The sequence below is a fragment of the Rickettsiella endosymbiont of Aleochara curtula genome (genome assembly GCF_964030935.1).
Classification (GTDB): Bacteria; Pseudomonadota; Gammaproteobacteria; order Diplorickettsiales; family Diplorickettsiaceae; genus Aquirickettsiella.
Genome location: NZ_OZ034990.1, coordinates 1116781 through 1143016 on the forward strand (window position 1 = coordinate 1116781; position 26236 = coordinate 1143016).

At 36.7% G+C, this 26236-nt stretch carries 27 protein-coding genes; 21 read left to right on the forward strand and 6 right to left on the reverse strand.

Translation table 11 applies throughout. The features are described from left to right. Positions 1-14: 14 nt before the first annotated feature. A complete protein-coding gene (gene mnmE, locus AAHF87_RS04890; RefSeq protein WP_342147401.1) occupies positions 15-1406 on the forward strand; it encodes a tRNA uridine-5-carboxymethylaminomethyl(34) synthesis GTPase MnmE in 1392 nt (463 codons plus the stop codon). Here mnmE and waaF read toward each other — a convergent pair. Further along, positions 1383-2459, reverse strand: a complete 1077-nt coding sequence (gene waaF / locus AAHF87_RS04895; protein ID WP_342147402.1) for a lipopolysaccharide heptosyltransferase II — start codon at positions 2457-2459, stop codon at positions 1383-1385. The two genes, mnmE and waaF, sit on opposite strands and share 24 nt — an antisense overlap. Before the next feature lie 120 nt (positions 2460-2579). Then, positions 2580-2768: a zinc-finger domain-containing protein gene (locus AAHF87_RS04900; protein ID WP_342147403.1), complete on the reverse strand. Its 189-nt coding sequence runs from the start codon at positions 2766-2768 to the stop codon at positions 2580-2582. Positions 2769-3022: 254 nt separating this feature from the next. Here AAHF87_RS04900 and AAHF87_RS04905 point away from each other — a divergent pair, with 254 nt between their 5' ends. The 5 genes from AAHF87_RS04905 (at position 3023) to speB (ending at position 8588) form a co-directional block, all read left to right on the forward strand. Then, positions 3023-4288 carry a TraI domain-containing protein gene (locus tag AAHF87_RS04905; RefSeq protein ID WP_342147404.1) on the forward strand — a complete coding sequence of 422 codons (1266 nt, stop codon included), beginning with the start codon at positions 3023-3025 and terminating at the stop codon, positions 4286-4288. 7 nt (positions 4289-4295) lie between these two features. Next, the gene (locus AAHF87_RS04910; RefSeq protein ID WP_342147405.1) at positions 4296-5108 is read left to right on the forward strand and encodes a symmetrical bis(5'-nucleosyl)-tetraphosphatase; all 813 of its coding nucleotides are present in this window, start codon (positions 4296-4298) and stop codon (positions 5106-5108) included. 335 nt (positions 5109-5443) lie between these two features. Continuing rightward, positions 5444-6631 (forward strand): type III PLP-dependent enzyme, encoded by a 1188-nt coding sequence (locus AAHF87_RS04915; protein ID WP_342147406.1) that lies wholly within the window; start codon positions 5444-5446, stop codon positions 6629-6631. A gap of 23 nt (positions 6632-6654) precedes the next feature. Further along, positions 6655-7698, forward strand: coding sequence for a 1,9-bis(guanidino)-5-aza-nonane synthase (locus AAHF87_RS04920; RefSeq protein WP_342147407.1), 1044 nt, complete (start codon positions 6655-6657; stop codon positions 7696-7698). A 23-nt stretch (positions 7699-7721) separates the two neighbouring features. Further along, positions 7722-8588, forward strand: coding sequence for an agmatinase (gene speB, locus AAHF87_RS04925; RefSeq protein WP_342147408.1), 867 nt, complete (start codon positions 7722-7724; stop codon positions 8586-8588). Position 8589: 1 nt separating this feature from the next. Here the strand turns inward: speB and AAHF87_RS04930 are convergent, their stop codons facing one another. The 3 genes from AAHF87_RS04930 to lipB form a co-directional block, all read right to left on the reverse strand. Next, positions 8590-10584, reverse strand: a complete 1995-nt coding sequence (locus AAHF87_RS04930) for a bifunctional DedA family/phosphatase PAP2 family protein (protein WP_342147409.1) — start codon at positions 10582-10584, stop codon at positions 8590-8592. Next, positions 10584-11528: a lipoyl synthase gene (gene lipA / locus AAHF87_RS04935; RefSeq protein ID WP_425288011.1), complete on the reverse strand. Its 945-nt coding sequence runs from the start codon at positions 11526-11528 to the stop codon at positions 10584-10586. The genes AAHF87_RS04930 and lipA overlap by 1 nt, the downstream gene beginning before the upstream one ends. A gap of 150 nt (positions 11529-11678) precedes the next feature. After that, positions 11679-12302 carry a lipoyl(octanoyl) transferase LipB gene (lipB, locus tag AAHF87_RS04940; protein ID WP_342147411.1) on the reverse strand — a complete coding sequence of 208 codons (624 nt, stop codon included), beginning with the start codon at positions 12300-12302 and terminating at the stop codon, positions 11679-11681. A 157-nt stretch (positions 12303-12459) separates the two neighbouring features. Between lipB and AAHF87_RS04945 the strand changes: the two genes are divergently transcribed. The 8 genes from AAHF87_RS04945 (at position 12460) to AAHF87_RS04980 (ending at position 17959) form a co-directional block, all read left to right on the forward strand. After that, positions 12460-12759: a DUF333 domain-containing protein gene (locus AAHF87_RS04945; protein WP_342147412.1), complete on the forward strand. Its 300-nt coding sequence runs from the start codon at positions 12460-12462 to the stop codon at positions 12757-12759. A 6-nt stretch (positions 12760-12765) separates the two neighbouring features. Next, a complete protein-coding gene (locus tag AAHF87_RS04950) occupies positions 12766-13500 on the forward strand; it encodes a uracil-DNA glycosylase (protein WP_342147413.1) in 735 nt (244 codons plus the stop codon). Then, a complete protein-coding gene (locus AAHF87_RS04955) occupies positions 13458-14042 on the forward strand; it encodes a GspH/FimT family pseudopilin (RefSeq protein WP_342147414.1) in 585 nt (194 codons plus the stop codon). The genes AAHF87_RS04950 and AAHF87_RS04955 overlap by 43 nt, the downstream gene beginning before the upstream one ends. A gap of 266 nt (positions 14043-14308) precedes the next feature. Continuing rightward, positions 14309-14629, forward strand: coding sequence for a hypothetical protein (locus AAHF87_RS04960; protein ID WP_342147415.1), 321 nt, complete (start codon positions 14309-14311; stop codon positions 14627-14629). Position 14630: 1 nt separating this feature from the next. Further along, a complete protein-coding gene (gene surE, locus AAHF87_RS04965) occupies positions 14631-15395 on the forward strand; it encodes a 5'/3'-nucleotidase SurE (protein WP_342147416.1) in 765 nt (254 codons plus the stop codon). 59 nt (positions 15396-15454) lie between these two features. Beyond that, positions 15455-16039 carry a YqaA family protein gene (locus AAHF87_RS04970; RefSeq protein WP_342147417.1) on the forward strand — a complete coding sequence of 195 codons (585 nt, stop codon included), beginning with the start codon at positions 15455-15457 and terminating at the stop codon, positions 16037-16039. A gap of 246 nt (positions 16040-16285) precedes the next feature. Beyond that, positions 16286-17278, forward strand: a complete 993-nt coding sequence (gene rpoS, locus AAHF87_RS04975; protein ID WP_342147418.1) for an RNA polymerase sigma factor RpoS — start codon at positions 16286-16288, stop codon at positions 17276-17278. A gap of 150 nt (positions 17279-17428) precedes the next feature. Beyond that, complete coding sequence (locus tag AAHF87_RS04980) at positions 17429-17959, forward strand: hypothetical protein (RefSeq protein WP_342147419.1); 531 nt, start codon at positions 17429-17431, stop codon at positions 17957-17959. Positions 17960-18421: 462 nt separating this feature from the next. Here the strand turns inward: AAHF87_RS04980 and bioA are convergent, their stop codons facing one another. Next, positions 18422-19741, reverse strand: a complete 1320-nt coding sequence (gene bioA, locus AAHF87_RS04985) for an adenosylmethionine--8-amino-7-oxononanoate transaminase (protein ID WP_342147420.1) — start codon at positions 19739-19741, stop codon at positions 18422-18424. Positions 19742-19853: 112 nt separating this feature from the next. Here bioA and AAHF87_RS04990 point away from each other — a divergent pair, with 112 nt between their 5' ends. The 7 genes from AAHF87_RS04990 (at position 19854) to AAHF87_RS05020 (ending at position 26195) form a co-directional block, all read left to right on the forward strand. Further along, on the forward strand, positions 19854-20780 hold the full coding sequence (locus AAHF87_RS04990; protein ID WP_342147421.1) for a UbiA family prenyltransferase: 927 nt from the start codon (positions 19854-19856) through the stop codon (positions 20778-20780). Between the two features lie 73 nt (positions 20781-20853). Further along, on the forward strand, positions 20854-21834 hold the full coding sequence (gene bioB, locus AAHF87_RS04995; protein WP_342147422.1) for a biotin synthase BioB: 981 nt from the start codon (positions 20854-20856) through the stop codon (positions 21832-21834). Then, complete coding sequence (gene bioF / locus AAHF87_RS05000; RefSeq protein ID WP_342147423.1) at positions 21825-23000, forward strand: 8-amino-7-oxononanoate synthase; 1176 nt, start codon at positions 21825-21827, stop codon at positions 22998-23000. The genes bioB and bioF overlap by 10 nt, the downstream gene beginning before the upstream one ends. After that, the gene (gene bioC, locus AAHF87_RS05005; protein WP_342147424.1) at positions 22981-23853 is read left to right on the forward strand and encodes a malonyl-ACP O-methyltransferase BioC; all 873 of its coding nucleotides are present in this window, start codon (positions 22981-22983) and stop codon (positions 23851-23853) included. Before bioF ends, bioC begins: the two co-directional genes overlap by 20 nt. Before the next feature lie 39 nt (positions 23854-23892). Then, positions 23893-24615 (forward strand): dethiobiotin synthase, encoded by a 723-nt coding sequence (gene bioD, locus AAHF87_RS05010; RefSeq protein ID WP_342147425.1) that lies wholly within the window; start codon positions 23893-23895, stop codon positions 24613-24615. A 51-nt stretch (positions 24616-24666) separates the two neighbouring features. After that, positions 24667-25290 carry an outer membrane lipoprotein chaperone LolA gene (gene lolA / locus AAHF87_RS05015; RefSeq protein ID WP_342147426.1) on the forward strand — a complete coding sequence of 208 codons (624 nt, stop codon included), beginning with the start codon at positions 24667-24669 and terminating at the stop codon, positions 25288-25290. A gap of 5 nt (positions 25291-25295) precedes the next feature. After that, complete coding sequence (locus tag AAHF87_RS05020) at positions 25296-26195, forward strand: cation diffusion facilitator family transporter (protein WP_342147427.1); 900 nt, start codon at positions 25296-25298, stop codon at positions 26193-26195. Positions 26196-26236: the final 41 nt, after the last annotated feature.

Consider the following 26236-nt stretch of genomic DNA (forward strand, 5'->3'; position numbering starts at 1 on the left):
GTGGTTAAATCCGATTGAGTAATTTTGAAACATTTTTAGATAGAGACAGCGAAACTATTGTAGCCCTTGCCACTCCTCGTGGTAGAGGGGGGGTGGCTGTTATTCGTATTTCAGGTTCAAATATTCAGCGGGTTTCCACTCAACTATTGGGTCGCATACCTAAAAAGAGATATGCGGAATATCTTTCCTTCTTGTCAGAAGATGGGAGTGTTATCGACGAAGGTCTTGCTTTATATTTTCCTGCCCCGAACTCTTTTACAGGTGAAGATGTTCTCGAACTACAAGGCCATGGGGGACCTGTCGTTGTCGATTGCCTATTGAAGCGGGTAATGCAGTTAGGCGCTCGTTTAGCGCGACCAGGAGAATTCACTGAGCGGGCATTTTTAAATTCAAAGCTCGATCTTGTGCAAGCAGAAGCTATTTCTGATTTAATTGACGCAGAATCGGAACAAGCAGCACGCGCTGCTATGCGTTCATTACAGGGAGATTTTTCGCAGCGTATTAACCAAATGAGAGATACCTTAATAAGCTTAAGAATTTGGTTAGAGGCAGCGATAGACTTTGCTGATGAAAATATAGATTTTTTAAGGGATACTGAAGTTGTAAATAAATTACATTCTATTCTAGCTGATATTAAAGAAATAAAAAATTTGGCTAAACAAGGCACTTTATTACAGGAAGGGTTGAACTTAGCTATTGTTGGTCCACCTAATGTGGGAAAATCAAGTTTATTAAATAAATTAAGTGCGCAAGAATCTTCAATTGTAACCTCTTTTGCCGGTACCACTCGCGATGTCATTAAGGAAAAAATTCAAATTGAAGGTTTGCTACTCAACATCGTTGATACTGCAGGATTAAGAATTACCACAGATGAGATTGAAAAAGAAGGTATAAAAAGGACGTTAGCCGAAATAGTTAAAGCAGATTTAATTTTGTGGGTAGTTGATCATACAACAACCGCGATTGAAGATTCAAAATTTTGGAAGGAACAACAGACTTTTTTAAAAGATATTTTTACAGATAAACGCATAATTATTATAAGAAATAAAATTGATCTAAAACAAGAAAAATCAAGTATAGATAAAGAATTGGGCTTTGATGTTATTAAATTATCTGCAAAAACAGGCGAAGGTTTAACATTATTTTTTAATTTTTTAAAAAAATATGCTGGCTATACTGTTTCATCTGAAGGTAATTTTAGTGCTAGGCGTAGACATTTAGAAGCTTTAACGAATACCGAGGCTGCTTTAAATAACGGTTTAATAAAGTTACAAGAAAATCAATTTCCTGAATTACTTGCCGAAGATTTATGCCTAGCACAAAATTATTTAGGAGAAATTACCGGTCAGTTTACGACAAACGATCTGCTAGGAAAAATTTTTTCAAGTTTTTGTATTGGTAAATAATTCTGCATTATTTATTAAATCATCGATAGCATTTAAAACAATTTGTGGTGTTAATTGTTTTAAACAATTGAAATGTATAAGGGGGCATTCCCTTTCAAAACAAGGACTACAACTAAGTTTTAGGTAGATTATTTTAGCTTTTGCTGATAAAGGAGGTGTAAATTCTGGGCTACTCGAACCATAGAGTGCAATTAAAGGCTTATCTAACGCCGCGGTTAAATGCATAAGTCCTGAGTCATTAGAAACAACTAATGTAGCAAAAGATAAAACTTTTAAAGCTTCTAGTAAGGATGTTTTTCCAATGAGATTAATACAAGCATTTTTAGTCAGATGCTGTATTTTATACCCCACAGACTCATCAGATTTAGAGCCAAGTAATATAATTTGCCAAGCTTTTGATTTTTTGTAATTTGCGATTTCTGCAAAATATTCTGCAGGCCAACATTTAGCCGGGCCGTAGGCGGCACCTGGGCATAGTATAAGTAAAGGTTTTTCTTCAACTGGGAATAAGCTTTTCAGCTTCGCATTATTGTGATTGTGGTTAATTTCTAAATGAGGCTGGAAAGCATACCAATCCAAATTTTTATGCGTTTTAGCTAAAGCTTTAGTATCTCCTAAAGCCAGAAAACGCTGGACCATCATAGGGTATATTTTTTTATTTAAAATACGCCAATCATTTAATAATCCGAAACGCATTTCACCAAGCCAACCTGTTCTTATAGGGATGTCGGCTGCAAAAGGAATAATGGCAGATTTCCATGAGTTTGGAAGAATAATTGCTTGTTGGTATTTTTTAAGTCGTAATCTTTTCCCAAGCTGCCAGCGTTTTTTTAACTGAAATTGAGAATGACCTAAAGGCATTGTTAAAACTTCGTTAATTTCCGGCATAACGATGTACAATTCATGGCTCCAAGCAGGAGCTAATACATCTATTATTGTCTCTGAGTTACTATGCTTTATATACTTAAGTAAAGCCTGGGCAATAACTATATCGCCTATCCATGCAGGGCTGATAATGAGAATTTTTTTAGGAATGATACTAGTTAAATTCATTTTTCAAAAAAGTGTACTCACGGCAATTGGGTTTTTGCCAAGGTGCCGCGAGAATAAATCAACCTTCATTTCTTCAAGATAGATGAGGATTGCGAGTTGAGCGGGAACGCAGGCAAAATTTCAAGTGCGAAGAGTATATTCGGTTCCACAATAAGGGCAAGTAACATGACCCATTTTGGCAATAGGTAAATACACTCTAGGGTGCGAATCCCATAGGGAGCTATTTTTTAAAGGGCATGAAAGAGGGAGATTTTTGGGGCTAATTTCATAATAATGTTTAGTTTGGCTGCGTTTTACTGGTAATGACATAGAAAACCTCAAGATTATTGCACTATTATTTTGCCAGTTCCATGCTAAACTGTATAGAAATTTATCTTTTTTTATGGGTAATAAGGCTAAAGGCGTAGTTTACGGTAAATATATTCAACCCCCCCTTCCCGAAAGACTAGTTTTTTAACCCATAATTAAAATTAATTATTTTTATAATTTTTAATTTATAGATAGATTAAAACTATCGTTAATTTAATTAAGTATATGCTAAAAAATTTCGTAGGTATTGTAAAATGGTAATGTTCCGAGGCCTGAGGGCCTCTTTTAAAAAAATAAATAAACCTAAAAAGATACAAACTGATTTGTATGTGATTAAAGCAGCTGATGATCTATTAAATTCAGAAAATAATTTAGCTTTAATTGCAACTATAAAATCACTCATTAAACCATCTAGCCAGTTTAGTCATTACTTAGCTATCATTAAGAAATTTGCTGAATTTGTCCAGGATATTCCTTTAATGCAGTATGGATTTTTTAACCAGGAAATTAATTTTTTGGAAAGAGGTTTGGAAAGGAGCACAAGAACACTGACTTTATGTTTAAAATATTTTTTTCCTGAAGAGATTAATTTCAGTAATATTTCTGATAAGGAAGCATTATGGGTTTATGCGGCATTTACTGCTGCATTATTTTTAGATATAGGGAAACTTTTCGTTAAATATTCCATTATGATCTATCATAAAGAAGCTTATCCATTAAGAATATGGGAGCCCTATAAAAGTAGCATGTTAGGTCAAGGATATTACTATGAAGTAGAGTTTATAAAAGAAAATTTAGATAATTTAGAAAGCGCAACCACTCCTTTATTAGCACGCCAGATTTTAGATAGTGTTACAAATATTGCTTTAGAAACAAAAGGTTTTAATTGGATAGCCAGTGATTTAAACGTATTAGAAACCTGGTTAAACTTATTATCTGGCGAAGAAGATCGTATTCCTATGACATCCTTTATGTCTATGGTTCCACGCGCAGAAATTGATATTATTGAAAATACTCGAATAAATGCACAAATAGCTGAAACGGATCCGAGTGGAGAGGCATTTTTACAATGGTTGCGTAAAGAACTTACCGACGGGAAAATTTTTATTAATGAAAAGGATGCTAAAATAAGAATCTCTGATGGAAAAATATTTATATCTGCTGCTCTTTTTCAAGATTTCGCTGATGTAAATCCAAGCTATAAACATCCAGAAGTGATAGAAAAACAATTTATTGATGTGGCTAAGCTTTATCAAATATCTATCAGTGAATTAGATCAGCGCTATAGAGCTTTCGGAGGTATGTCTGGCCTGGGGGATTTAAGTAAAAGATATCGAGCAGTGGGTGGAGTATCTACTACTCAGGAAAATCAAAAAAATTCACCCCAGAGAGTTTTACAAGGAGATATTCGTTTGATTTCACTCATAACTTCAAATACCTCAATACAGAAAATTATAAATTTAAATACCTTGGTTAAAAATCCTAGCAAAAATTTTACCTCACCTAATTTAAGTAGTTAATTTTAATATGGCAACCTATGCTATTGGTGATATTCAAGGTTGTTTTGATTCCTTGCTCCAATTGTTATACAAAATTCACTTTGATTCTCAAAACGATGTTTTGTGGTTTACCGGTGATCTGGTAAATAGAGGACCAAAGTCATTAGAAGTTCTTCGTTTTATAAAAAAATTAAATAACGTTCAAGTAGTATTAGGTAATCATGATTTACATCTTTTATCTGTGGTCTATACTGATGTAAGTTTTGATCCGAAAAATAATTTATATGCTATTTTAAATGCGCCAGATAAAGAAGAACTGTGTACGTGGTTACGCAATAGATCTTTGTTACATCATGATGCTAATTTAGACTATACCTTAGTGCACGCAGGTTTTCCGCCGCAATGGGATTTAAATAAAGCAATTTCATGTGCACGAGAAGTGGAAACTATATTGAGAGGTAAACATTTCATAGAATTTTTAAAAAATATGTATGGAAATGAACCTTCTCGATGGAGCGATAATCTCATGGGTTGGGAGCGGTTACGCTGCATTACAAATTGTTTGACCCGTTTAAGGTTTTGTGATATCAAAGGGAATTTGGAGCTAACAGAAAAGGGGGTTAATGCTATATCGGAAAATTATTTTCCTTGGTTTAAACTACCCAATCGACGTAGTAAAGATTTGAATATTTTGTTTGGTCATTGGGCAGCATTACAGGGTCAAACCAATGAACAGAACGTATATGCTTTAGATACTGGTTGCGTATGGGGGAGATGTCTAACGGCAATGCGTCTTGAAGATAAAACGCGGATTAGTATTAATTGCTTGAATCAAAGCTGAGTTAACTTAAATTTAAAAAGTTTTAACCTAATCTATGGAACACCGAGATTGTTTATAGTAAAGGAAAGGATAAAAACATATATAATGATTTTAAAATCAAAAATAACCTTATCCAAGTTGCAAAAGGTATCGGTATCAGGCGATTCATACCGTGGTATCGTTAAAATAGCCTTATAAAAGGTTGGTTTTTCAATATGAAATTTTACCTTGTGACTATAAATGCTGATGCATTCATTTCTTTTTGCCTGGCTGGCAATACTAAAAATAATACCTTTTTGAAGATTTTAGAAGCGCGTACTAGCTTTTAAAAATATATTTTGAAGAGGTATATGAATATGAAACTACGCACCATTGCGTCTGTTGTGGATAGCAGGCCATCACAGCCAGTTTTTGTTTTTAGACCGAATGTCATGGAATGCGCGGTTAATTATTTTCGCACTCGATTTCAAGGGCACATTTTATATGCTGTCAAAACTAATCCCGAAAAACAAGTCATAAATCTTTTGCGGCATCAAGGTATTAATGCGTTTGATGTCGCTTCATATGAAGAAATTCGTATGATTAAATCCCTTATACCTGATGCTGAACTATATTTTATGCATCCAGTAAAATCTACTTTCGCGATTTATGAAGCTTATTTTAATTATGGAGTAAGACATTTTGCTTTAGACAGTTTGGATGAGCTTAAGAAAATTATCCGAGTTACCGAAAATGCCAAAGATTTGTGTTTGCATTTACGTTTAGCCATTCCGAATACGTTTGCTGAATTTAATTTATCAGCCAAATTTGGGATTAATTTAGATGAAGCCCCGGAACTTTTAAAAAAATTACGAAAAGTGGCTTATAAGCTTGGTATTACTTTTCATGTTGGTTCACAATGTATGCATCCGGATGCCTATCGAATTGCTATACGTTTGGCTAATAAATTGATTAACCAATCAAAGATAGGGATTGAATATTTTGATGTGGGCGGAGGTTTTCCATCTATTTACCCGGGCATGACGCCACCAGCACTCGATATTTATTTCAATGCTATCCACGAAGAATTTGAGGGAATTACCAATAAATTCCCTCACATAGAATTACTTTGTGAGCCTGGTCGATGCTTAGTGGCAGAAAGTACATCTGTAATCGTACGGGTAGAATCAAGAAAAAAAAATCAGTTGTATATTAATGATGGAACCTACGGTAGTCTTTTTGATGCAGGAATTCCGCATTTTATTTTTCCGGTGCGTTTAATACAAACATCTTATAATAAAAACAAAGATCTTATTCCATTTAGCTTTTATGGTCCAACCTGTGATTCTTTAGATTATATGGAGGGGCCTTTTTATCTGCCTAGTGATGTAAAAGAGGGAAATTATATTGAAATTGGTCAAGTGGGGGCTTATGGTAGAACTCTTTCAACGGGATTTAATGGTTTTAAACAAGAGGAAGGAGTTATTGTGGTTTCAGATAAACCTATAATGAGTATGTTTTCTGCAGTTAATTTGCAGAAATCGCGAGAATTAGTGGCTAAATAATAAATTATTTATAAGGAAAACTAATGGATACACAAGTTTGTAAAAATTCATTAAAAGAGAAGTTATTGAGTAAGTTGGTTGAGCATATTGATATTACGCTTTTTGATGCACGCCCTATTATTGACTCAATGGCAGCTATGTCCTTTACCTCGCGCGATTTGGCACGTGCTACGCAAATTTTTAACGCGATGCTTCAGGATGAACGTTGTAGCATAATTTTATCAATGGCAGGTTCGACCTCAGCCGGTGGCTGCATGAAGCTATATTCGGATTTAATAAAGTACAATATGGTAGATGCCATAGTAGCTACTGGAGCAAGCATAGTCGATATGGATTTTTTTGAAGCTTTAGGTTTTCGACATTATCAAGGAAGTTCTTCATTTAATGATGGAAAATTGCGCGATTTACAGATCGATCGCATCTATGATACTTACATTGATGAAGAGCAACTCCAACGTTGTGATCATGTTATTTTAGAAATTGCTAATAATCTTAAACCACAAACCTATAGCTCCCGGGAGTTCATTCAGGCAATGGGTGCTTATTTAGCGAACGGTCATGCAAAAAAACAAGATTCTTTAGTGCAACTCGCTTATAAACATAGCGTTCCAATTTTCTGCCCTGCTTTTACCGACTCTTCTGCAGGATTTGGTTTGGTACTTCATCAGGTAAAAAATCCAAATCAACATATAACGATTGATTCTATTCGCGATTTTAGAGAACTTACTAACCTCAAGATCAAGGCTGATACGACTGGTTTATTAATGATCGGTGGCGGTGTGCCGAAAAATTTTATCCAAGATACCGTAGTGTGTGCAGAGATCCTTGGAAAATCTGTAGATATGCATAAGTATGCCATTCAAATCACTGTTGCGGATGTGCGAGATGGTGCTTGCTCTAGCTCAACATTAAAAGAAGCATGTTCCTGGGGTAAGGTAGATAGAGCTTACGAGCAAATGGTTTTTGCTGAAGCAGGTTCAGTATTACCGCTTTTAGCGAGTGATGCTTACCATCGCGGTTATTGGAAAAATCGCAATCGTCGACGTTATGCGGAATTATTCAATTAAAAAAAGGTTTTGACATGCAATGTATGCCTCCTAAAAAAGGCTTTTTAGGATTAGATCCTAAAGATGCTGTTGCCTATGAAGATGCCAAGGCGGTGATTATTCCCTTTGGTCTTGAAAGTTCGGTCACTTATGGTGGAGGCACAGCTAAGGGGCCTGCGGCTATTATCCGTGCTTCACACGAAGTTGAATTATTTGATGAGCATTTGTGGTGCGAACCTTTCCGTAAAATTGGCATAGTTACATTGGATGAACCAAAGATTGAATTGGAAATTCCTGATGCATTACAACAACTAGAAAATATAGTTACACGAGTGTTAGATGATAAAAAATTTCCATTTGTTTTGGGTGGTGAACATTCTATTACGATAGGTGCGGTTCGTCCTTATCTAAAAAAATACGATGATTTAATTTTACTTCATTTTGATGCCCACGCTGATTTACGAAATGGCTATCAGGGCCAACATTATTCTCATGCTTCAGCCATACGACGTTGTTTAGATCATAATAACCTTAACTTAGTTTCGGTAGGAATTCGTAATGTTTCAATAGAAGAAGTTCCTTTCATTGAAGAAAATCGTCACAGAATTAATATTTATTGGGGGAAAGACAAAAAAAGATGGGATGTCAATACAATCGTATCTCACTTAAAAGGCCGCCCTATTTATTTGACGTTCGATGTAGATGGATTTGATTCAAGCGTCATGCCTGCAACAGGGACACCAGAACCAGGCGGTTTATTCTGGGAGGATGCTATAGAAATTATCACTGCGGCGAGTCAAATTGGGACTATCGTCGGGGCGGATATTAATGAACTTGCGCCTATTCCCCATTTGCATAGTTGTGATTTTCTGGTAGCAAAACTTGCCTATAAAATTCTTTCGTTACTCTAAATTATTTAATGAAAAGTACACGACTATGAGAGGCGGTATAATTTACATTTTTTACGGTATACGATTTGAGATCGTGTAACAATAACTGATCAGCAGTTATAAAATATTGCATGTTAGTTTGTTTTTTTAAAGGTCGAAACTGTAAGTGCCAGGTTTTATGATAATGAACTAAACCTAGCCATAAAGGCATACCATTACTTAATATTTTATGTGAATTCCAGAGATTTAAAACTAATAAATTATGTGTAGTTGGAAAATATTTTGTCATCGTTAATGCGGGTGCTTGACCGGCATTAGAAGAAATAAATAAAGGAATGTTGGGGTCGTTGGTATGTAAACTTAATTTATAAAGTGTTGTAAAAATTTTTGCTTTTGGGAGCGTATACCAGGCTTGTCTTTCTAAATGATTTTGAATATCCGAGAGTTTTCCTGCCCATTGAATATTTAATACTTCTATTTTCTGACCAAAATGCCCTATTCGGTAAATTGGAATTTGGAATTTAGCATCGTTCCACCAGTTATTAAAATTGATAGTTTGTTCAGGAAAAAAAAGTTGGGAGTTTGAGAGTAATTTTTTATAACCATAAGCTAGATTTGCTCCCCAACAAAGCAATAAAATTAAAATACCCAATATAGCAATCTTGCCAGATGGAATAGTCGTATGATCCATTTTTCTACGATAGGAAAGAGTCAGACCAGTGAGGATACTAATTCCCAATAATGCACCTCCAAAAACATCGCTAAACCAATGTGCGGTTAAGTAAATACGCGAAAACATGATTAAGAGAATAATGAAACTAGCCAATGCATAAACCAGCATTCGTTGTGGTTTAGGTCTCTCTATGGCGATTAAAATAGCAAAAAATCCTAGGATGGAAATACCGCTTACGGTATGCCCACTAGGAAAAGAGTGGCCAAGCGGTGTTTGCACTAAGCCTATGGGGCGCGCAATATGCAGAATATGTTTAAATACATCTGCCAAACCATAACTTAATAATCCTGCTAACCCCCAATGTAGACTAAGCCAAAAATTTCTTTTTATTAAAAAAAACCCTAACATAAGCATCCAAAACACAGCAAGTATTCTCGGACTCAGCTCAGTCATAACTACCAAGAATTTATCTAAATTTTGCTGACGTAAACTACGCATTAAATGGTAAATGGGTTCATTTAAATAAGTAGCAATGCCATGATGAGTTACGCTAAAGGCTATTGCTAGAAATCCAAGCGCACAAAAAATGCAAACTAAAGCGAGCGCTAATTGAGCATGCGATTGAGGATGTCGATAATCTGTCAAAAGAGAGGTGATGGTTTTGAGCTTTGGATGGTTACGCGTGAAACGCCAAAGATAAGCAACCTGTTTATCTAATAAACGACTAAACCATGCATAACAAGATTTTATGAAAGCGTAGACTAACCAAATAAATAGTAAAAGTAAGACAACAAAGATGATTAATTTACTTGCTGCTTCGGGGGGTAATTGCTGAGAGGCTTGGCCTAAAAGTATTCCTGGTAACATATATACCGGTGCCCACGCAATAGCTGAAATGATATCGGCTATTAAAAATTGGCGCCAGGGCATGCGTACCATGCCAGCTATAAAAGGTAAAATAGCACGAATCGGCCCAATAAAACGCCCAAAAAAAATACTTTTTCCTCCATGTTTGTCAAAAAAAGCTTCTCCTTTTTTCAAAAGTTTGGGATAGCGGCGGAATAACCAGAAATCCTTAGTATGATGATGATAATGTTTACCTATCCAAAAACTAAGTACATCACCTGTGATAGCTCCTGCGATGGCCCATATAACGATAGGTGTAAATGGCAAAACCCCTATTCCAATTAAGGTCCCGATGGCTGTCATGAAAACAGTACCAGGTACTAAGAAACCTATCATGACTAAACATTCAAGAAAGGAGATAAAATAGGTAATTAAACCAGCTAAATAAGGGTGAATTTGTAGCCAATCAAAAAAGGGTTTGAGATCCGGAAGCGTCATTAGGCTACATTCTCTCCAGCCGCTTGTTTATCAGCGTGATACGAAGAACGGACTAGAGGTCCACTTGCTACACGAATAAATCCCATTTCTTTTGCTAAATAACCGAGATCTTTGAATTCTTGAGGAGTTACATATCGTGCGACAGGAAAATGGTGGCGACTAGGAGCAAGGTACTGACCGATAGTAATCATATCAACCTGGTGTTTACGTAGATCTTGCATAACTTCTTTAACTTCTTCGAGCGTCTCTCCTAGCCCTAGCATGAGACCAGATTTGGTAGGAATTCCAGGAAAACGCCGCTTAAATTCGAGTAATAATTGTAATGACCATTTATAATCTGAACCTGGGCGTGCTTGCTTATACAAACGAGGAATCGTTTCGATATTGTGGTTAAACACATCAGGTAATTCTGGCGCAATTGCATTTAGAGCAACATCCATACGACCGCGAAAATCAGGCACAAGCACTTCTATGGTCAGCATAGGACAGTTTTGGCGTAAGGCTTGTAAACATGCGGTAAAGTGAGCGGCCCCGCCATCGCGCAAATCATCACGATCGACAGAAGTAATAACCACATAACGTAGTTCCATCTGTTTAACTGTTTTAGCGAGATTCTTAGGTTCATCCGGATCCAAAGGATCAGGTCGTCCATGACCCACATCACAAAATGTACACCGACGAGTACATTTATCTCCCATAATCATAAAAGTAGCCGTGCCATGACTAAAGCATTCACTTAAATTGGGACAAGAAGCTTCTTCACATACCGTATGAAGACGATTTTCCCGTAGCATGGTTTTAAGTTGGTCTACGGCAGTTGTTGTTGGTAATTTAATACGGATCCAATCTGGCTTACGTAAAGGGGCAGTAGGCTCAATTTTTATTGGAATGCGAGCCATTTTTTCAGCTCCACGTTGTTTTTGCCTAGGATCCGGTGTTTTAATTTCCATAAGGGTTAAAGTATTATATTAAATGAAATAATTTTAACATACAGTTAATGAGATATATGCAAGCTTAGCAGGATATTCGTTAGATTATTTTTTAGAGAAGCCTATTTAAACCAGGGTTAAACGGTAAAATTCAATGAAATTTAGCTATTTTCGATTACTAATTTCTTGTTGAAACTGCTTAATAAAGTCATTGGCTACTCTATTAAGATCAGTAGGACCTCCTAAATCGGAAAGTTGAGTGATAGCGAGTTGACTTATACCACAGGGATTAATTCCTGCAAAGGGACCAAGATTCATGGCGATATTGAACGCTATGCCATGATAACAATAACCGTGTCGAATGCGTAGGCCGATAGAAGCAATTTTTGCAGAATTGACATAAACACCCGGAGCTTCTTTTTTTGCTTCGGCTTTAATACCATAAGTTGCGAGTAAATTAATAATTGTATCTTCTAGAAGAGAGACTAACTCACGCACGCCAAGATTAAGGCGACGAAGGTTTAAAAGTGGATATATGACTAGCTGCCCAGGGCCATGGTAAGTCACTTGTCCGCCACGATCGGTTTTTTCAATGGGGATATTTCCGGGATTAAGAATGTGTTCAAGTTTTCCTGCCTGTCCTAGAGTATAAACAGGATTGTGCTCAATGAACCAAATTTCATCCGGAGTTTCAGGATTACGCATATCAGTAAAAATACGCATGGCATGGGCAACAGTATTATAGTCACCTTGCCTTAAAGTTCGCACGAGGAATTGCTGATCTGTCATAGCTTCGAAAGTATACGGGATCTGTAAGTTGTTGAATAGATGAAGAGCTAAATGTAAGGAAATTAAGCTTTTAACTATAAATATTAGTGTTAAATAGCAGTTTTAGCTGCTTAATTTCTGCTAGAATAAATGTTGCTTTCTTGAATGAGGATTTATCATGAAAAAATGGTTAGTTATATTCCCTTTCTTATTAGTAAGCGTCACAGCTTTTTCGATGCCTAATCCAGCTTCCGTATATTGCGCTCATCACGGAGGTCGCTTGGAAATGATGAATGAACCAGCAGGCATAACGGGTGTTTGCGTGTTTCGCGATAAAAGTTATTGTGAAGAATGGAGTTACACCAGAGGAGTTTGTAAACCTAGTCAATTTTATCTTCCTGAAAAAAGATGGGGAACAAAATATTGTCTTACACAATTACCAAATAAAAATTTAGTTATTTATTTATGTAAAGCTTGAACGCAGATGATAGATAAAGAAAAACGTTTACATTATTTTAAAAAAATGGAAATTCCTCTTTGGATATTGCGTGAAAATGCCAATAAAAGATCCAAAGAAACGGCTAAGGACGATGATATGCCCAGAAATAAGCCCGGAAAATCGTTAATGACTCGAGAGCAAAAAATTTCGACACTGAATTGGCAAGAACTGAGATTGGCAGTAAACAACTGTAAAGCCTGTGATTTATATAAAACACGTAGTAATCCTGTATTTGGTGTGGGAAATCTGGATGCCGATTTATTGATAATTGGAGAAGCACCGGGAGCGAATGAAGATAAGCAAGGAGAGCCTTTTGTAGGTCGGGGCGGACAATTATTGACAAACATGTTGTCCGCAATTGGTTTTAAACGAGAAGATTATTACATTGCAAATATTTTAAAATCGCGTCCACCTAATAATCGCGATCCTTCTTTGGAAGAAGTAAAGGCATGCACACCCTATTTATTAAGACAGATTAGCTTAATTAAGCCAAAATTAATTTTAGCGGTGGGTCGAATTGCCGCACATTATTTATTAGCAACTAATGCGTCTATGGCGAGTTTACGCGGAAATTTGTTTCATTTTGGCGTGAATAAAATTCCTTTATTAGTTACCTACCATCCCGCTTATTTACTTCGTTCTCCGCGCGAAAAGCGTAAGGCTTGGCAGGATATGCAATGTGTAAAAAAACAATTAGACCTAGTTATCGAACATGGATAATTAGGCCATATAAAAAAAGATCATTCGAATTGGGTTTTAGCTTGGTCGAATTATTACTTACCATAACCTTAAGCAGTATTCTATTAACCCTAGCATTTCCAATTTATAGACATTTAACTCTTGAGCTTCGTTTATTTATTTTAACTGAGCGTGTGAATTCAACCTTACATTATGCTCAAAGTGAGGCAATTAGACGCCAGAGCGTGATAACAATATGTAAAAGTAAAAATGGCAAGAACTGTATGGGAAATTGGAAGGACGGTTGGATTGTTTTAGTAAATAAAAAAACAATTCCTTCGCTTGAAAATACAGAATTGTTACGTGTTTACCCCGCCTTGGGCTACTCAGATTTTTTAGAGTGGCATGGATTTCGCTCAGACGATTATCTACAGTTACATCCAGATGGCTCTAGCCAAAATGGCAGTTTTATCATCTGCGTGCATGGTATATCAAAGAAAATGACTTGGTTAATTATAATAGCTCAAACGGGGAGAATTAGAATTGATAAAAAAAACACCAAAAACCTTGATTGTAATGCTTAAATAGCTGATTTGTAGAGGTTTTAATATTGGCTTTTTTGCATGGGTCAGTTGTTATATAACGCTCGCAATAAGTTCAAAAAATTCGTAGCCTCATGTATACTCTTCGCACTTGAATTTTGTCTGTGTTGCCGCTCAACTCGCAATCCTCATGTATACTAATACACTTCGGTTGCTTCGTTTTCGGCGTCTCGCCAAAAACCAAATTGCAGTGAGTATACTAGCAGACGCGGCCCTTATAGGTTCTAATCGATTAAAAAAATTTTGTTATGAAAAAAAATATTCTTTTTATCCTGCTTATGGCTTCAATAAATGCTTATGCCATAATTCCAGGTTCACTAGGTGATTTATCAGATAAACTTTTATTACCTATGTCCCTGTTGACTGGCGGACTCTATAATATGAGTTTGGCTATTGGGATAGCTTTACTTTTTGGGTCCCTTATCCAATATAAAAATTATCGAAATAACCCTTCTCAAGTTCCTTTAAGCAGACCTATAACTTTATTGGTTTTTGGTGTGATTTTAGTTGTATTACCGCTACTTGCAAAATTTTCTGAAAGTGCGCTTTTAGTTTCTAGAGTATCTTAAAATGAAGATTCTTATTAGTAATGATGACGGTGTACATGCACCAGGCTTGTCCATTTTAGCTAAGGCTTTAGCTCAAATCGCAGAAGTAACTATTGTGGCGCCAGATAGGGATCGCAGTGGCGCCAGCAATTCCCTTACTTTGCAGCATCCTTTAAGACTAAGGTACTTTGATGAGAGTATTATTAGTGTTCAGGGGACACCTACGGATTGTGTTCATCTCGCTTTAACGGGTCTGTTAAGCAAAGATAAACTACCGGATATGGTTGTATCCGGTATTAACGCCGGTTCTAATTTAGGCGAGGATGTTTTTTATTCAGGCACTGTGGCAGCCGCAATGGAAGGACGTTTTCTAGGAATTCCAGCAATTGCATTTTCAATAGCTGGAAATGAGCCGATGTATTATTCTACAGCGGCTGAAGTTGCAAAAAGATTGGTAACCCTCTTATACGAAAAGCCGATTCCAGCCAAAACTATTTTAAACGTAAATGTTCCCGATGTCGCTTTTGATGATTTAAAAGGTTATGAAGTGACGCGTTTAGGAACGCGTCATAATGCAGATAGAATGATGCCTAGTAAAGATCCAAGAGGACATACTATTTACTGGATTGGTAGCTCTGGCAAGGAAGATGATGCTGGAAAAGGCACAGATTTTTATGCTTTGAACCAACAGCAAGTGAGCATTACGCCTTTACAGCTTGATCTAACGCATCATACTGCGCGAGACCAGATCGAAGATTGGATAGCTAACATGGATCCGAAACTATAATTTATTTTTGATATAGATAATTTAAAGGATGAATTTTTTGTCTAACTGCATGATATGTAATGAAGTATTTTTCTAAACTTTATGACAAAATGCTTGCATTGGCTAAGCATGGGCATGCTCCCTATTACTTATTTGTGTTAAGTTTTGCGGAATCATCTTTTTTTCCTATCCCACCCGATGTAATGCTAGCGCCTATGTCGCTAGCTAAGCCCGAGTGTGCTTGGCGTTATGCATTTTTAACCACGGTGGCTTCTGTTCTAGGCGGGTTATTTGGCTATTGGATTGGGAATATAGCGTTTGAGTGGGTACATCCCTATATTCTACAGTTTGGATATGAGAAGACTTACCAACAGATTGAGCATGGGTTTAACCAATGGAATTTTTGGATACTTTTTTTGGCAGGTTTTACGCCTATTCCTTATAAGCTATTTACCATCGCGGCCGGGGCCTTGCATGTTGCGCTATTACCCTTTATCTTGGGATCACTGGTCGGCCGTGGCGGAAGGTTTTTTTTAGTGGCTTTTTTAATGCGTTGGGGCGGTGTCCATATTAATAAATTATTACGGCATTATATCGATCGATTATCTTGGTTTGTTCTGTTGCTAGCGGTAGCTGTTTTTGCTTCTCTTAAAATCTGGGGTTGAGAGAAAATATTTTATTCAGATCTAAGAACGTTCCTTAAACTTTATTGAAACGTCAATAATCAAAATAGTGGTTATTTAAATATACTTTCAGCAATTGAATTTTTGGCAAGGCGCTGCGAAGACGAAGCAACCGGAGTGTATTAGTATACATGAGGATTGCGAGTTGAGCGGCAACATAGCCAAAAATTCAGGTGCGAAGAGTATAGTATCTTTCTATCTAGGTTAATTAATTCAGGGAGAGTTAATATGGCTAACAAAGGAAGTGCATTTAAAAAAAGAGGGGGTAGAAAACAACCAAATTCAATTGCGTCTGAACAAGTATTTGAAAATAAGCCAGAAAAATTTTTAGTAAACCGTGAAACGAATGAGGCAGAAACAACACCACATAAATATGTACGACGTGACGAGACACTTGGCGCTACTCAATTATATTTAAATGAAATAGGCTTTTCTCCTTTATTAACAGCCGAAGAAGAAGTTTACTACGCACGGCTTATCGCAAAAGGTGATCAAGACGCTCGTAAGCGAATGATAGAAAGTAATTTGCGCTTAGTGGTTAAAATAGCCAGACACTATAATAATCGTGGATTACAGTTTTTGGATCTGATAGAAGAAGGCAATTTAGGTTTAATGCATGCGGTAGAAAAATTTGATCCTGAAAGAGGGTTTCGGTTTTCGACGTATGCGACATGGTGGGTGCGTCAAGCCATAGAACGAGCTATCATGAACCAAGCTCGAACGGTCCGTTTACCTATCCATGTGGTTAAAGAACTGAATGTTTATTTGCAAGCGGCAAGAGAACTTACGCAGAAATTAGATCATAAACCTACGTCAGATGAAATTGCTAAATGGTTAGATAGGCCTTTTGAAGAAGTTGAGCGCATGCTCGGTTTAAATGAACATATTACTTCCGTTGATGCCCCTGCCAGTAGTGAGGCGGATAAACCTTTACTTGAAACTCTATCAGATAATCGCGAAAACGATCCTGAACATATTTTAGAAGGCGAAAATTTGCGTAAGCGTTTAGAAGGTTGGCTTAAACAATTATCGACTAATCAACGTGAGGTTATTGCCCGTCGCTATGGTTTACTGGGCTGTGATCGTATGACCTTGGAAGAAGTAGGAGAAGTTATTGGCTTAACTCGAGAGCGAGTTCGCCAAATTCAGGTTGAAGGCTTGAAAACTTTGCGGAAAATAATGGAAAAACAAGGTTTTTTTTCCAATTTATTGTATGATTAATTTTTTTATAAAAGAATAAAATATACTCACAGCAATGGGATTTTTGGCAAGGCGCTGCGAAAATGAGCAACCGGAGTATACATATATATGAGGATTGCGAGTTGAGCGGTAACATAGACAAAAATTCAAGTGCTAAGAGTATATTAAAGTATGAAATGGTTATTTAATTATAAATACAGTATCACTTATATTATTTTAATAGTTTTACTCAATACCTTATTTGCTTATATTCCTTTAATGCAAATATTTAGCACCGAAATTTCTCCCATGGATTGGACGGTAGGAGTAGTTTATGTTTTGCGCGATTTTGCGCAACGTGAACTACAACACAAAGTTATTTTTGCCATGTTTATCGGCAGTTTAATTAGCTATGTTTTAGCCGGTAAAGATTTAGCGATTGCCAGTATGAGTGCGTTTTTAATTGCGGAGCTTGTTGATTGGTCGGTTTATACCTTTACTAAACGACCTTTGTCTCAGCGTATACTTTGGTCGGCAAGTCTGAGCGCACCAATTGATAGTAGTGTTTTTTTATGGATCATCCACCAATTAAATTGGTTAGCGGTGTTGGTTTTATCACTAGCCAAAATTGTAGGTGTGTTTTTCGTTTGGTATGGTTGGCGTAGTCGTGAAAGACGGATAACGACAAATCGCTTAGATATGCTGACTGTCAATCACAACTAGTTGCTTAACATTCTTTCCAATTTTATTTTTTATTTAGCCTGGTCGTAACTCTCTTTCTCTTCCAGGTTCCTTCTCGGTCTGAGAACCTGAATTCTCTGAAAATAAAGTACTTGTACTTACCGGTACATTACTATAAGTGGGACGAACATATCGACCTACTTTCAGCAAAGCAGATCCTAAGCTTTGTGAATCGGACGGCTATTCCAAACCCGCATTTGACATTGCCTGTGTATCGCGTGGATCGCAGTCCTCATGTATGTTATATACACACCGGTTGCTCATTTTCGCGGCGCCTTATCAAAAATTTAATTGCTGTGCGTATATCCAAAATTTACGTGAATTAATTTTAAAATAATTTAATTTTTAAACGTAAAGAAATTTTACAAGCATTTAACTATTAAATTCTTTGTTTTTATATAGAAATTGTCAATTTTTATTATTAAATAAGATAATAAAAAATTATCATATTAAGACTTGTTTTATAGCTAATATACTAATGTCTTTTAGTTCTTCTAAAACCTGTAACGATGTGTTTAAAGGCGGTAACCAATAGATAGTATTACCTAAAGGACGCAACCATGCGCCCAACTGAAGGGCTTTCTGAAAGATTTGATGACCAACACGTTGATTTTTCTGTTTTTCTGACAATTGTAAATCTGCGGCAATGATTGCACCGATGCCTCGAATGTTGGTTAATCTTTGTGTTTTATCATTAACTTCCCTCATAAATTTTTTTAAAATAGATTCTTTTTCTTGTACTTGTTGGAATATTTTTTCATCTTCTAAAATATTGAGACATTCTAATGCCACTGCTGCTGCTAAAGCATTGCCACTAAAGGTATGTGAATGTAAAAAACTTTTGCCGCTTGCATAATCATCATAAAATAGATCATAAATATCAGTACGTGTTAGTACTGCACTCATGGGTAACCAACCCGAGGTTAAGCCTTTACTTAAACAGATAAAGTCAGGTTTTATGTGTGCATGCTCACATGCCAAGGCATGTCCTGTTCTACCTAATCCGGTCATGATTTCATCGGCAATCAGATAAATTCCATGAGTTTGTGTCCATTTGCGTAAACGACGGAGAAAATCTTGGCTATAGATTTTCATGCCTCCTGCCCCCTGGACTATGGGTTCAACAATAATGGCTGCTAAATTGGCTGCTTGTTTTTCAAGCTGCTTTTCAATATCTCGCCAAATAGCTGAGCAATCGTTCCATAGGGGATCCGAGCTGGAATCAACATAAGGGATATTTTGGATAAAGTTAGGTTTTATTAAATGGGCTTCATAGGGTAGTCGGTAAAGGCCTAAATCACTCAGGCCTAAGGCCATAAAGGTCTCGCCATGATAGCCATTCTGAAGGGAGGTAAACTGAGTACGCTGCTTTTGACCGAGTAATTGCTGGGCGTGTAAACTCATTTTTAGGGCAATTTCAACCGCCGAAGAGCCTTCACTGGCATAAAATACCTTATCTAAGCCCCCGCAAAGCCGTCCTAATTTTTCAGAAAGCCGGACGATAATTTCATAGGTGCTATTGGCAAATATCACATGTTCAAAGCATTCTAATTGGGCTTGAAGTGCGGCTTTTAAGCGCGGATGGCTATGACCCAATGACTTACACCACCAGCTAGAAATGGCGTCTATTATGCGTCTACCATCCACCAGTTCTATATAAGAGCCATAGGCTTTGTTTATTAATAACGGCGGAAAAGCTTCATAATCTTTCATTTGTGAGCAAGGATGCCAAATATGTTGTCGGTCGCGATTGATAAGATCCATAAAATAGGGTAAAAAAGAAGCAAGTTAAACATAAAAATGACTGAAAATGCGAATTTTCATCACCAGAAATGCGACGCATTCTAAAAAATAAAAACGTTTTGAGTAAAAGCCTGTGCTAAATAAAAAGAATAAAATAATAAAAATAAAAGCCTGTTTCAAAGCGATCCGGCCTTATCATGCCATAAAAAATATTTTATTATTTATACCTCTTTTTGTAGGACATCAATATTTTAATATTACTGCCATAAAAAATAGTTTTTTAGGTTTTTTTATTTTTTGTTTATTAGCTTCAAGTGCCTACTTAATCAATGATTTGGTTGATTTAGAAAACGATAAACAACACGTTAAAAAACAACATAGACCTTTTGCTTCAGGAGAGTTGTCCTATGAAACTGGCTACCTTCTTGCACCATTATTAGCGATAACTGCCTTAAGTCTCTCATTATTATTACCCTTAAATTTCTTAATCATTGCTATAGCGTATTATTGTTTAACCTTACTCTATACATTTTTTATTAAACAATTAAAATGGCTAGATGCTATTTTACTCGCTTTTTTATATTCAACGCGTGTATTTGCAGGGATGACTTTGATTAAAAATGGATTTTCATTTTGGTTGATTCTTTTCGTTTTATGTCTGTTTTTTAGTTTGGCTTTATTAAAGCGTTACGCAGAACTTAGTGCGATGCAAAGAGAAAATAAACTATCTATTTTCGGGCGAGCTTATAAACTAAAGGATAAAGTTAAATTGGCCCTATTTGGATACATTAGCGGTTACTTGTCAGTTTTGGTGTTTATTTTCTATATTTATTCCGCAAAAGCACAATTCTTTTATGAAACTCCGTTGTTATTATGGTTAATTTGCCCCTGTCTACTCATTTGGCTCAATCATATGTGGCAGTTTGCCCAGGAAGGGAAAATCCATGATGATCCAGTGATATTTACCGTCAAGGATAGTTTCAGTTGGATTTTTCTGTTGCTGATAATAATTTTTAGTGTGCTAGCAACGGAAATCAAGTTTCCATTTTATAGCCTCTAAACCTTTATTCAGTAAGTTGACAATATGTGCTATTCATTTTATGTTGGCAATTTTGTGATTTTAAGAAGTTATTATGTCGAGTCCTGAAATCCGTCATGATTGGACACTTGAACAAATTCATGTGCTTTTCCAGTATCCTTTTAATGATCTAATTTATCGCGCACATTCGATTCATCGCCAATCTTTTCAAGCCAATGCAGTCCAGATTAGTAGTTTACTTAATGTAAAAACGGGCTTATGCCCTGAGGACTGCTCGTATTGTCCACAGAGTGGCCATTACAACACGGGGCTAAAAAAAGAACCTTTAATGACGTTAGAGCAAGTGAAAACCGCTGCTAAAAAGGCAAAAGAAAATGGTGCAGGTCGATTTTGTATCGCGGCGGCGTGGCGCAGCCCTCCTAAAAAAGAATTCGCTAATATATTAGAAATGGTATCAGTAATCAAAGCATTGGATTTGGAGGCTTGTGCTACCTTAGGCATGCTCACGCAAGAACAAGCCTTGCAATTATCTGATGCGGGTTTAGATTATTACAATCATAATTTAGACACATCACCAGAATATTACCAAACTATTATTTCAACTCGAACTTATCAAGAGCGTTTGGAAACTTTAGCCTGTGTTCGCGCAGTAGGTATAAAAGTTTGCTGTGGGGGTATTATTGGCATGGGAGAGACGCAAACGGATCGAGCGGGTCTGTTACGACAACTTGCTAATCTACCTGAGCATCCTAGAAGTGTAACGTTGAATAAATTAATTCCTATCCCAGGAACACCATTAGCAGATAAGCCCCCGGTCGATTCCTTTGAATTTACTCGTGTAGTTGCTGTAGCGCGCATTATGTTACCGCTAAGTATGATTCGTTTATCTGCTGGGCGTGATAGCTTGAGTGATGAAGCGCAAGCATTATGTTTTTTTGCGGGTGCTAATTCCATACATTACGGAGAAAAATTATTAACGACAGATAACATATCTCCTGAACAGGATAACGCATTGTTAAAAAAATTGGGTTTAGCAGCGGTATTATTCGATACTGAATTACATGCATGTCATTAACTTTCGAGAAATCATTAATTCAACACGAACAAAAAGGGTTATATAGGGAACGTAAAGTCTTGCAAAGTTTGGCAGGCATGCAACGTCGTTATAATGATAAAAAATTTTGTTGTTTTTCGTCCAATGATTATTTAGGCCTAGCCAAACACCCAGCGGTTATAAAATCTTTTAAACAAGCAGCGGACGACTATGGTGTGGGTAGTGGGTCCTCGTATTTTTTAGGCGCTTATCATCGTTTTCACCATGAGCTCGAGCTTGCCTTAGCTGAATTTCTTAATTTTCCTAAAGTATTGGTATTTTCTACAGGATATATGGCTAATTTGGGGATTTTGGGGAGTTTATTGCAAAGAAGCGCTGCAATATTTGCTGACAAACTAAGCCATGCCTCCTTAATCGATGCAGCAAAATTAACGGGCGCCTTATTTAAACGCTATCCACATAATAAGCTAGAAAGTCTTGAAAAACATTTAATGCAGTCGGTTGCTAAGCAAAAATTTATTATGACCGATGGTGTATTTAGTATGGATGGTGACATAGCACTATTGCCACCACTAATAGAAATCGCTCAAAGATTTTCGTCTACATTGCTAATTGATGATGCGCATGGCATAGGCGTATTGGGAAAAAAAGGAGTAGGTATTTGCGAGCATTTTGGATGTAAACCAGATATTTTATCGGGGGGGTTTGGTAAAGCTTTCGGTTGCTTTGGGGGTTTTGTGGCTGCGAACGAGGTCATCATCGAGAATCTGATTCAATTCGCGCGCCCCTATATGTATACCACCGCTTTGCCGCCGGCTTTAGCTAAAGCTGCGCACACCAGTTTATTATTATTCCAAACAGAAAGCTGGCGTAGAGAAAAATTACAGAGTTTAATTGCCTATTTTAAAAAGATGGCACAACAGCTAGCGCTACCTATTTTGCCTTCCCAGACCCCCATTCAACCGATTTTAATAAAGAATACTGAGCAAACCATGGCACTTTCAGCTTATTTATTGCAAAATGGCTTTCTGGTTAGTGCTATTCGACCACCGACAGTTCCTGAAAATACCTCGCGGCTACGAATTAGCTTAAGTGCACTACATTCGGAAAATGAAATTGATAGATTATTAGAACAAATAGCCATGGGGCTAAAATTGATAAAAATAAATGATAATCCAATTAGATGAAACCCAAATTGCCCCTCGTTTTAATAAAGCCGCAAACACTTATGATCCAGTTGCTGTATTACAACAACACGTAGGGAGATCTTTATTAGAACGTTTGCAAGGAATTCGCTGTCAACCGCAAACCATATTGGATCTGGGTTGTGGTACGGGTTACAGCGAGATTTTTTTAAAAAAATTATACCCTGAGGCTAAAATTGTAGGTTTGGATAAGTCGAATGGAATGTTGGCACAAGCGCAGACTAAAGAAAAAGAGTATCAACTTACCAATATCCATTGGGTAAATGGATGCGCTGAGAATTTGCCATTTAGTGATCATAGTTTCGAGTTAGTTTACTCCAACCTGGTGTTGCATTGGAGCAACGATTTTGGACAGAGTCTCCAAGAAATTAGACGCGTATTAAAACCTGAAGGTTTGCTACTTTTCTCCATGGTGGGGCCGGATACTTTGCAAGAATTGCGATATTCTTGGCGAATTATCGATGATCAACCGCATGTTCATTTATTTGTTGATATGCATGATTTAGGCGATAACTTACTACAAACGCCTTTCGTGGATCCTGTGATGGATGTTGAATATTTTACTTTACTATATTCAGAAGCCTTAGATTTAATGAAGGAACTAAAAAAATTGGGCGTACAAAATATCGCCAAGGATCGTCAACGGGGTTTAACTTCTAAAGGAACTTTAAAGAAATTGATTCAAGCCTATGAATGTTTTCGTAATCCACAAGGGAAATTGCCAGCAACGTGGGAAATTATTTATGGACATGCATGGGCAGCAGAAAAAAAATCTAAAAACCAGAATGATTTCACTGAGATTAAAATACCTTTAAGTAGTATTATTCGCGGATAACGCCTCCAAGTAAAAATAGATTTAGTTAAACTAATATAAATGATGCAAAATAAAGGTTTTTTCATTTTAGGTACAGATACCAATGTCGGCAAAACAACTATTGCTGTTAATCTATTATCTTTTTTGAAAGCTAATGGTTATTCGACTATCGGCTTAAAACCGATTTCCAGCGGAGCGCAATTAAGCAAGGTTGGATTGCGAAACTCTGATGCAATGGCTCTGCAAAAAGCCGCAAGCATTAATCTTCCTTACGAGCACGTCAATCCCTTTTGTTTTAGCCTAGCAGCAGCACCACATATTGCGGCCGAACAGCAAGCTTGCCCATTAAGCCTTGATAAGATTATGCAATCATTGCAGCCTTTACTAAATTATGCGGTGGATTATCATGTTATTGAGGGGCTGGGCGGCGCTGCAGTGCCTTTAAATAAAACTGAAACGACACTTGACTTATTGCAAGCCTTAAATTTGCCCGTTATTCTGGTCGTGGGGCTGCGTTTAGGCTGTTTGAATCATGCCCTTTTAACTTATGAAGTCTTGAGGAAAAGAAATATTCCGATTGTAGCCTGTATATGTAATCAAATTGATCCTGATATGTTATTCCATGAAGAAAATGGCTTATATTTAAAGCAATCCATGGATGTGCCTTTTTTCAGTTTGGTTCGCTACCAGATAAACACTTTAGATCTTAATATTTGCATAGCTTGGTCGAATTTAATCAAAAACAAAAATTCTTCCTGCTTTACTCCAGTATGGGAGATATAATGGCCTAGAATCTTAATAAATATCCTTATCTATTTTTGCATTTTTTTACTTATGAAATTTTTAAATCCATACAAGCTTATTTTTTTAGGCCTTTTGCTTTTATTGAGCTCTAAGCAAGTTCTGGCTGAAGATCAACTAAGTCAATTGTTAAATAATTTACAGACCTCTAAGGCAAATTTTACACAAACAGTGATGAATTCTAGAGGTCAAATTCTGCAGCAACTAACTGGCAAAATGGCTATACAACGGCCTGGTCGATTCCGCTGGGAAGTTATGCAACCTAATAGACAGTTATTAATCGCAGATGGCCAGCGCATTTGGTTTTATGATATCGATTTGCAACAAATTAGCATTCAAACACAAAAATCCGCTGATACAGATTCTCCCGCTGCATTATTAAGTGATTCCCCTAAAAATTTAACACAGCAGTTCACTATCCATCCTTTAATGGATGTTCAGGGTTTTACTTTATTTCCAAAAAATAAAAATGCCCTATTCCAGTCGATCACGTTGATTTTTGAAAAAAATCGTTTACGGGAGATGCGTTTGACGGATAAGTTAGGTCAGCAAACCGTGATTAATTTTTCCCAAGTTGAATTAAACCCTCATCTATCCGCACAGACATTTCATTTTATTATGCCGACCGATAAAAATATTGACGTCGTTACAGGCTAAATCTTATGTCGCACAACCATCATCATACTGCTTTTGTTACTTTAAATGTAAGTTTTGCTGTCGCAATTTTATTAAATTCAGGATTTTTATTAACTGAGGTCGTTTATGGATTTATTGCCCATTCGGTCAGCTTGTTGTCAGATGCGGTTCATAATTTTGGAGATGTTTTAGGTTTGTTAATGTCATGGGGAGCGAGCGTTTTAGTCAAACGCCGCGCAACGCAACGTTATAGTTATGGTTATAAAAAATTAACTATTCTAGCCGCGTTAGCCAATGCTTTGTTACTTGTTTTAACCTCTGCGTTAATCGTTTATGAATCTATTAATCGACTTAATCACCCAAAAGAAATTAATGAAGTTATTGTGATGATCGTTGCCTTTATAGGGATGTTAATCAATGGAGGAACGGCTTTATTATTTATGCGGCAAAGTAAAACTGATCTTAATATTAAAGGGGCTTTTTTACATTTAGCCTATGATGCTCTTATTGCTTTAGGTGTTGTATTAGCAGGCGCCATCATTTATTTTATCGGATGGTTATGGGTCGATCCAATAGTAGGATTGCTAATAGTTGCTATTATCACTTTGGGTAGTTGGAATTTATTACGTCGTTCGGTAGAGCTAATATTAGGAGCAGTGCCTTATGGAGTAAATCAGAAAGCAGTCTATAATTATTTAAAAGAATTACCTGGGGTTCAAGGGGTTCATGATTTGCATATCTGGGGATTAAGTACGCAAGAAACAGCATTGACTGCGCATTTGATTATGCCTGAGGGTGGCTTATCGGATGAGGAATATTTAAAGATTAATCGAGTTTTGGCTAAGGAATTTCATATCCAACATATTACTTTGCAAGTTGAACAAGGACAAAAAAAATTTCCTTGTGAGCAATCTTTAGTTTGCTAAATTAATAACTCCATTGGCTTAATCTCTTACATAGTAAATCT

What these genes read in the sequence shown, in the direction of transcription:
- AAHF87_RS04970 (WP_342147417.1), top strand. Translation starts at nt 15,455, where the DNA reads ATGAAGTATTTTTCTAAACTTTATGACAAAATGCTTGCATTGGCTAAG.
- AAHF87_RS04950 (WP_342147413.1), top strand. Translation starts at nt 12,766, where the DNA reads ATGATAGATAAAGAAAAACGTTTACATTATTTTAAAAAAATGGAAATT.
- lolA (WP_342147426.1), top strand. Translation starts at nt 24,667, where the DNA reads ATGAAATTTTTAAATCCATACAAGCTTATTTTTTTAGGCCTTTTGCTT.
- bioD (WP_342147425.1), top strand. Translation starts at nt 23,893, where the DNA reads ATGATGCAAAATAAAGGTTTTTTCATTTTAGGTACAGATACCAATGTC.
- bioA (WP_342147420.1), bottom strand. Translation starts at nt 19,741, where the DNA reads ATGGATCTTATCAATCGCGACCGACAACATATTTGGCATCCTTGCTCA.
- surE (WP_342147416.1), top strand. Translation starts at nt 14,631, where the DNA reads ATGAAGATTCTTATTAGTAATGATGACGGTGTACATGCACCAGGCTTG.
- bioB (WP_342147422.1), top strand. Translation starts at nt 20,854, where the DNA reads ATGTCGAGTCCTGAAATCCGTCATGATTGGACACTTGAACAAATTCAT.
- AAHF87_RS04960 (WP_342147415.1), top strand. Translation starts at nt 14,309, where the DNA reads ATGAAAAAAAATATTCTTTTTATCCTGCTTATGGCTTCAATAAATGCT.
- AAHF87_RS04905 (WP_342147404.1), top strand. Translation starts at nt 3,023, where the DNA reads ATGGTAATGTTCCGAGGCCTGAGGGCCTCTTTTAAAAAAATAAATAAA.
- AAHF87_RS04930 (WP_342147409.1), bottom strand. Translation starts at nt 10,584, where the DNA reads ATGACGCTTCCGGATCTCAAACCCTTTTTTGATTGGCTACAAATTCAC.
- AAHF87_RS04915 (WP_342147406.1), top strand. Translation starts at nt 5,444, where the DNA reads ATGAAACTACGCACCATTGCGTCTGTTGTGGATAGCAGGCCATCACAG.
- bioF (WP_342147423.1), top strand. Translation starts at nt 21,825, where the DNA reads ATGTCATTAACTTTCGAGAAATCATTAATTCAACACGAACAAAAAGGG.
- AAHF87_RS05020 (WP_342147427.1), top strand. Translation starts at nt 25,296, where the DNA reads ATGTCGCACAACCATCATCATACTGCTTTTGTTACTTTAAATGTAAGT.
- AAHF87_RS04955 (WP_342147414.1), top strand. Translation starts at nt 13,458, where the DNA reads ATGTGTAAAAAAACAATTAGACCTAGTTATCGAACATGGATAATTAGG.
- AAHF87_RS04900 (WP_342147403.1), bottom strand. Translation starts at nt 2,768, where the DNA reads ATGTCATTACCAGTAAAACGCAGCCAAACTAAACATTATTATGAAATT.
- rpoS (WP_342147418.1), top strand. Translation starts at nt 16,286, where the DNA reads ATGGCTAACAAAGGAAGTGCATTTAAAAAAAGAGGGGGTAGAAAACAA.
- AAHF87_RS04920 (WP_342147407.1), top strand. Translation starts at nt 6,655, where the DNA reads ATGGATACACAAGTTTGTAAAAATTCATTAAAAGAGAAGTTATTGAGT.
- AAHF87_RS04945 (WP_342147412.1), top strand. Translation starts at nt 12,460, where the DNA reads ATGAAAAAATGGTTAGTTATATTCCCTTTCTTATTAGTAAGCGTCACA.
- waaF (WP_342147402.1), bottom strand. Translation starts at nt 2,459, where the DNA reads ATGAATTTAACTAGTATCATTCCTAAAAAAATTCTCATTATCAGCCCT.
- bioC (WP_342147424.1), top strand. Translation starts at nt 22,981, where the DNA reads ATGATAATCCAATTAGATGAAACCCAAATTGCCCCTCGTTTTAATAAA.
- speB (WP_342147408.1), top strand. Translation starts at nt 7,722, where the DNA reads ATGCCTCCTAAAAAAGGCTTTTTAGGATTAGATCCTAAAGATGCTGTT.
- AAHF87_RS04910 (WP_342147405.1), top strand. Translation starts at nt 4,296, where the DNA reads ATGGCAACCTATGCTATTGGTGATATTCAAGGTTGTTTTGATTCCTTG.
- AAHF87_RS04980 (WP_342147419.1), top strand. Translation starts at nt 17,429, where the DNA reads ATGAAATGGTTATTTAATTATAAATACAGTATCACTTATATTATTTTA.
- lipB (WP_342147411.1), bottom strand. Translation starts at nt 12,302, where the DNA reads ATGACAGATCAGCAATTCCTCGTGCGAACTTTAAGGCAAGGTGACTAT.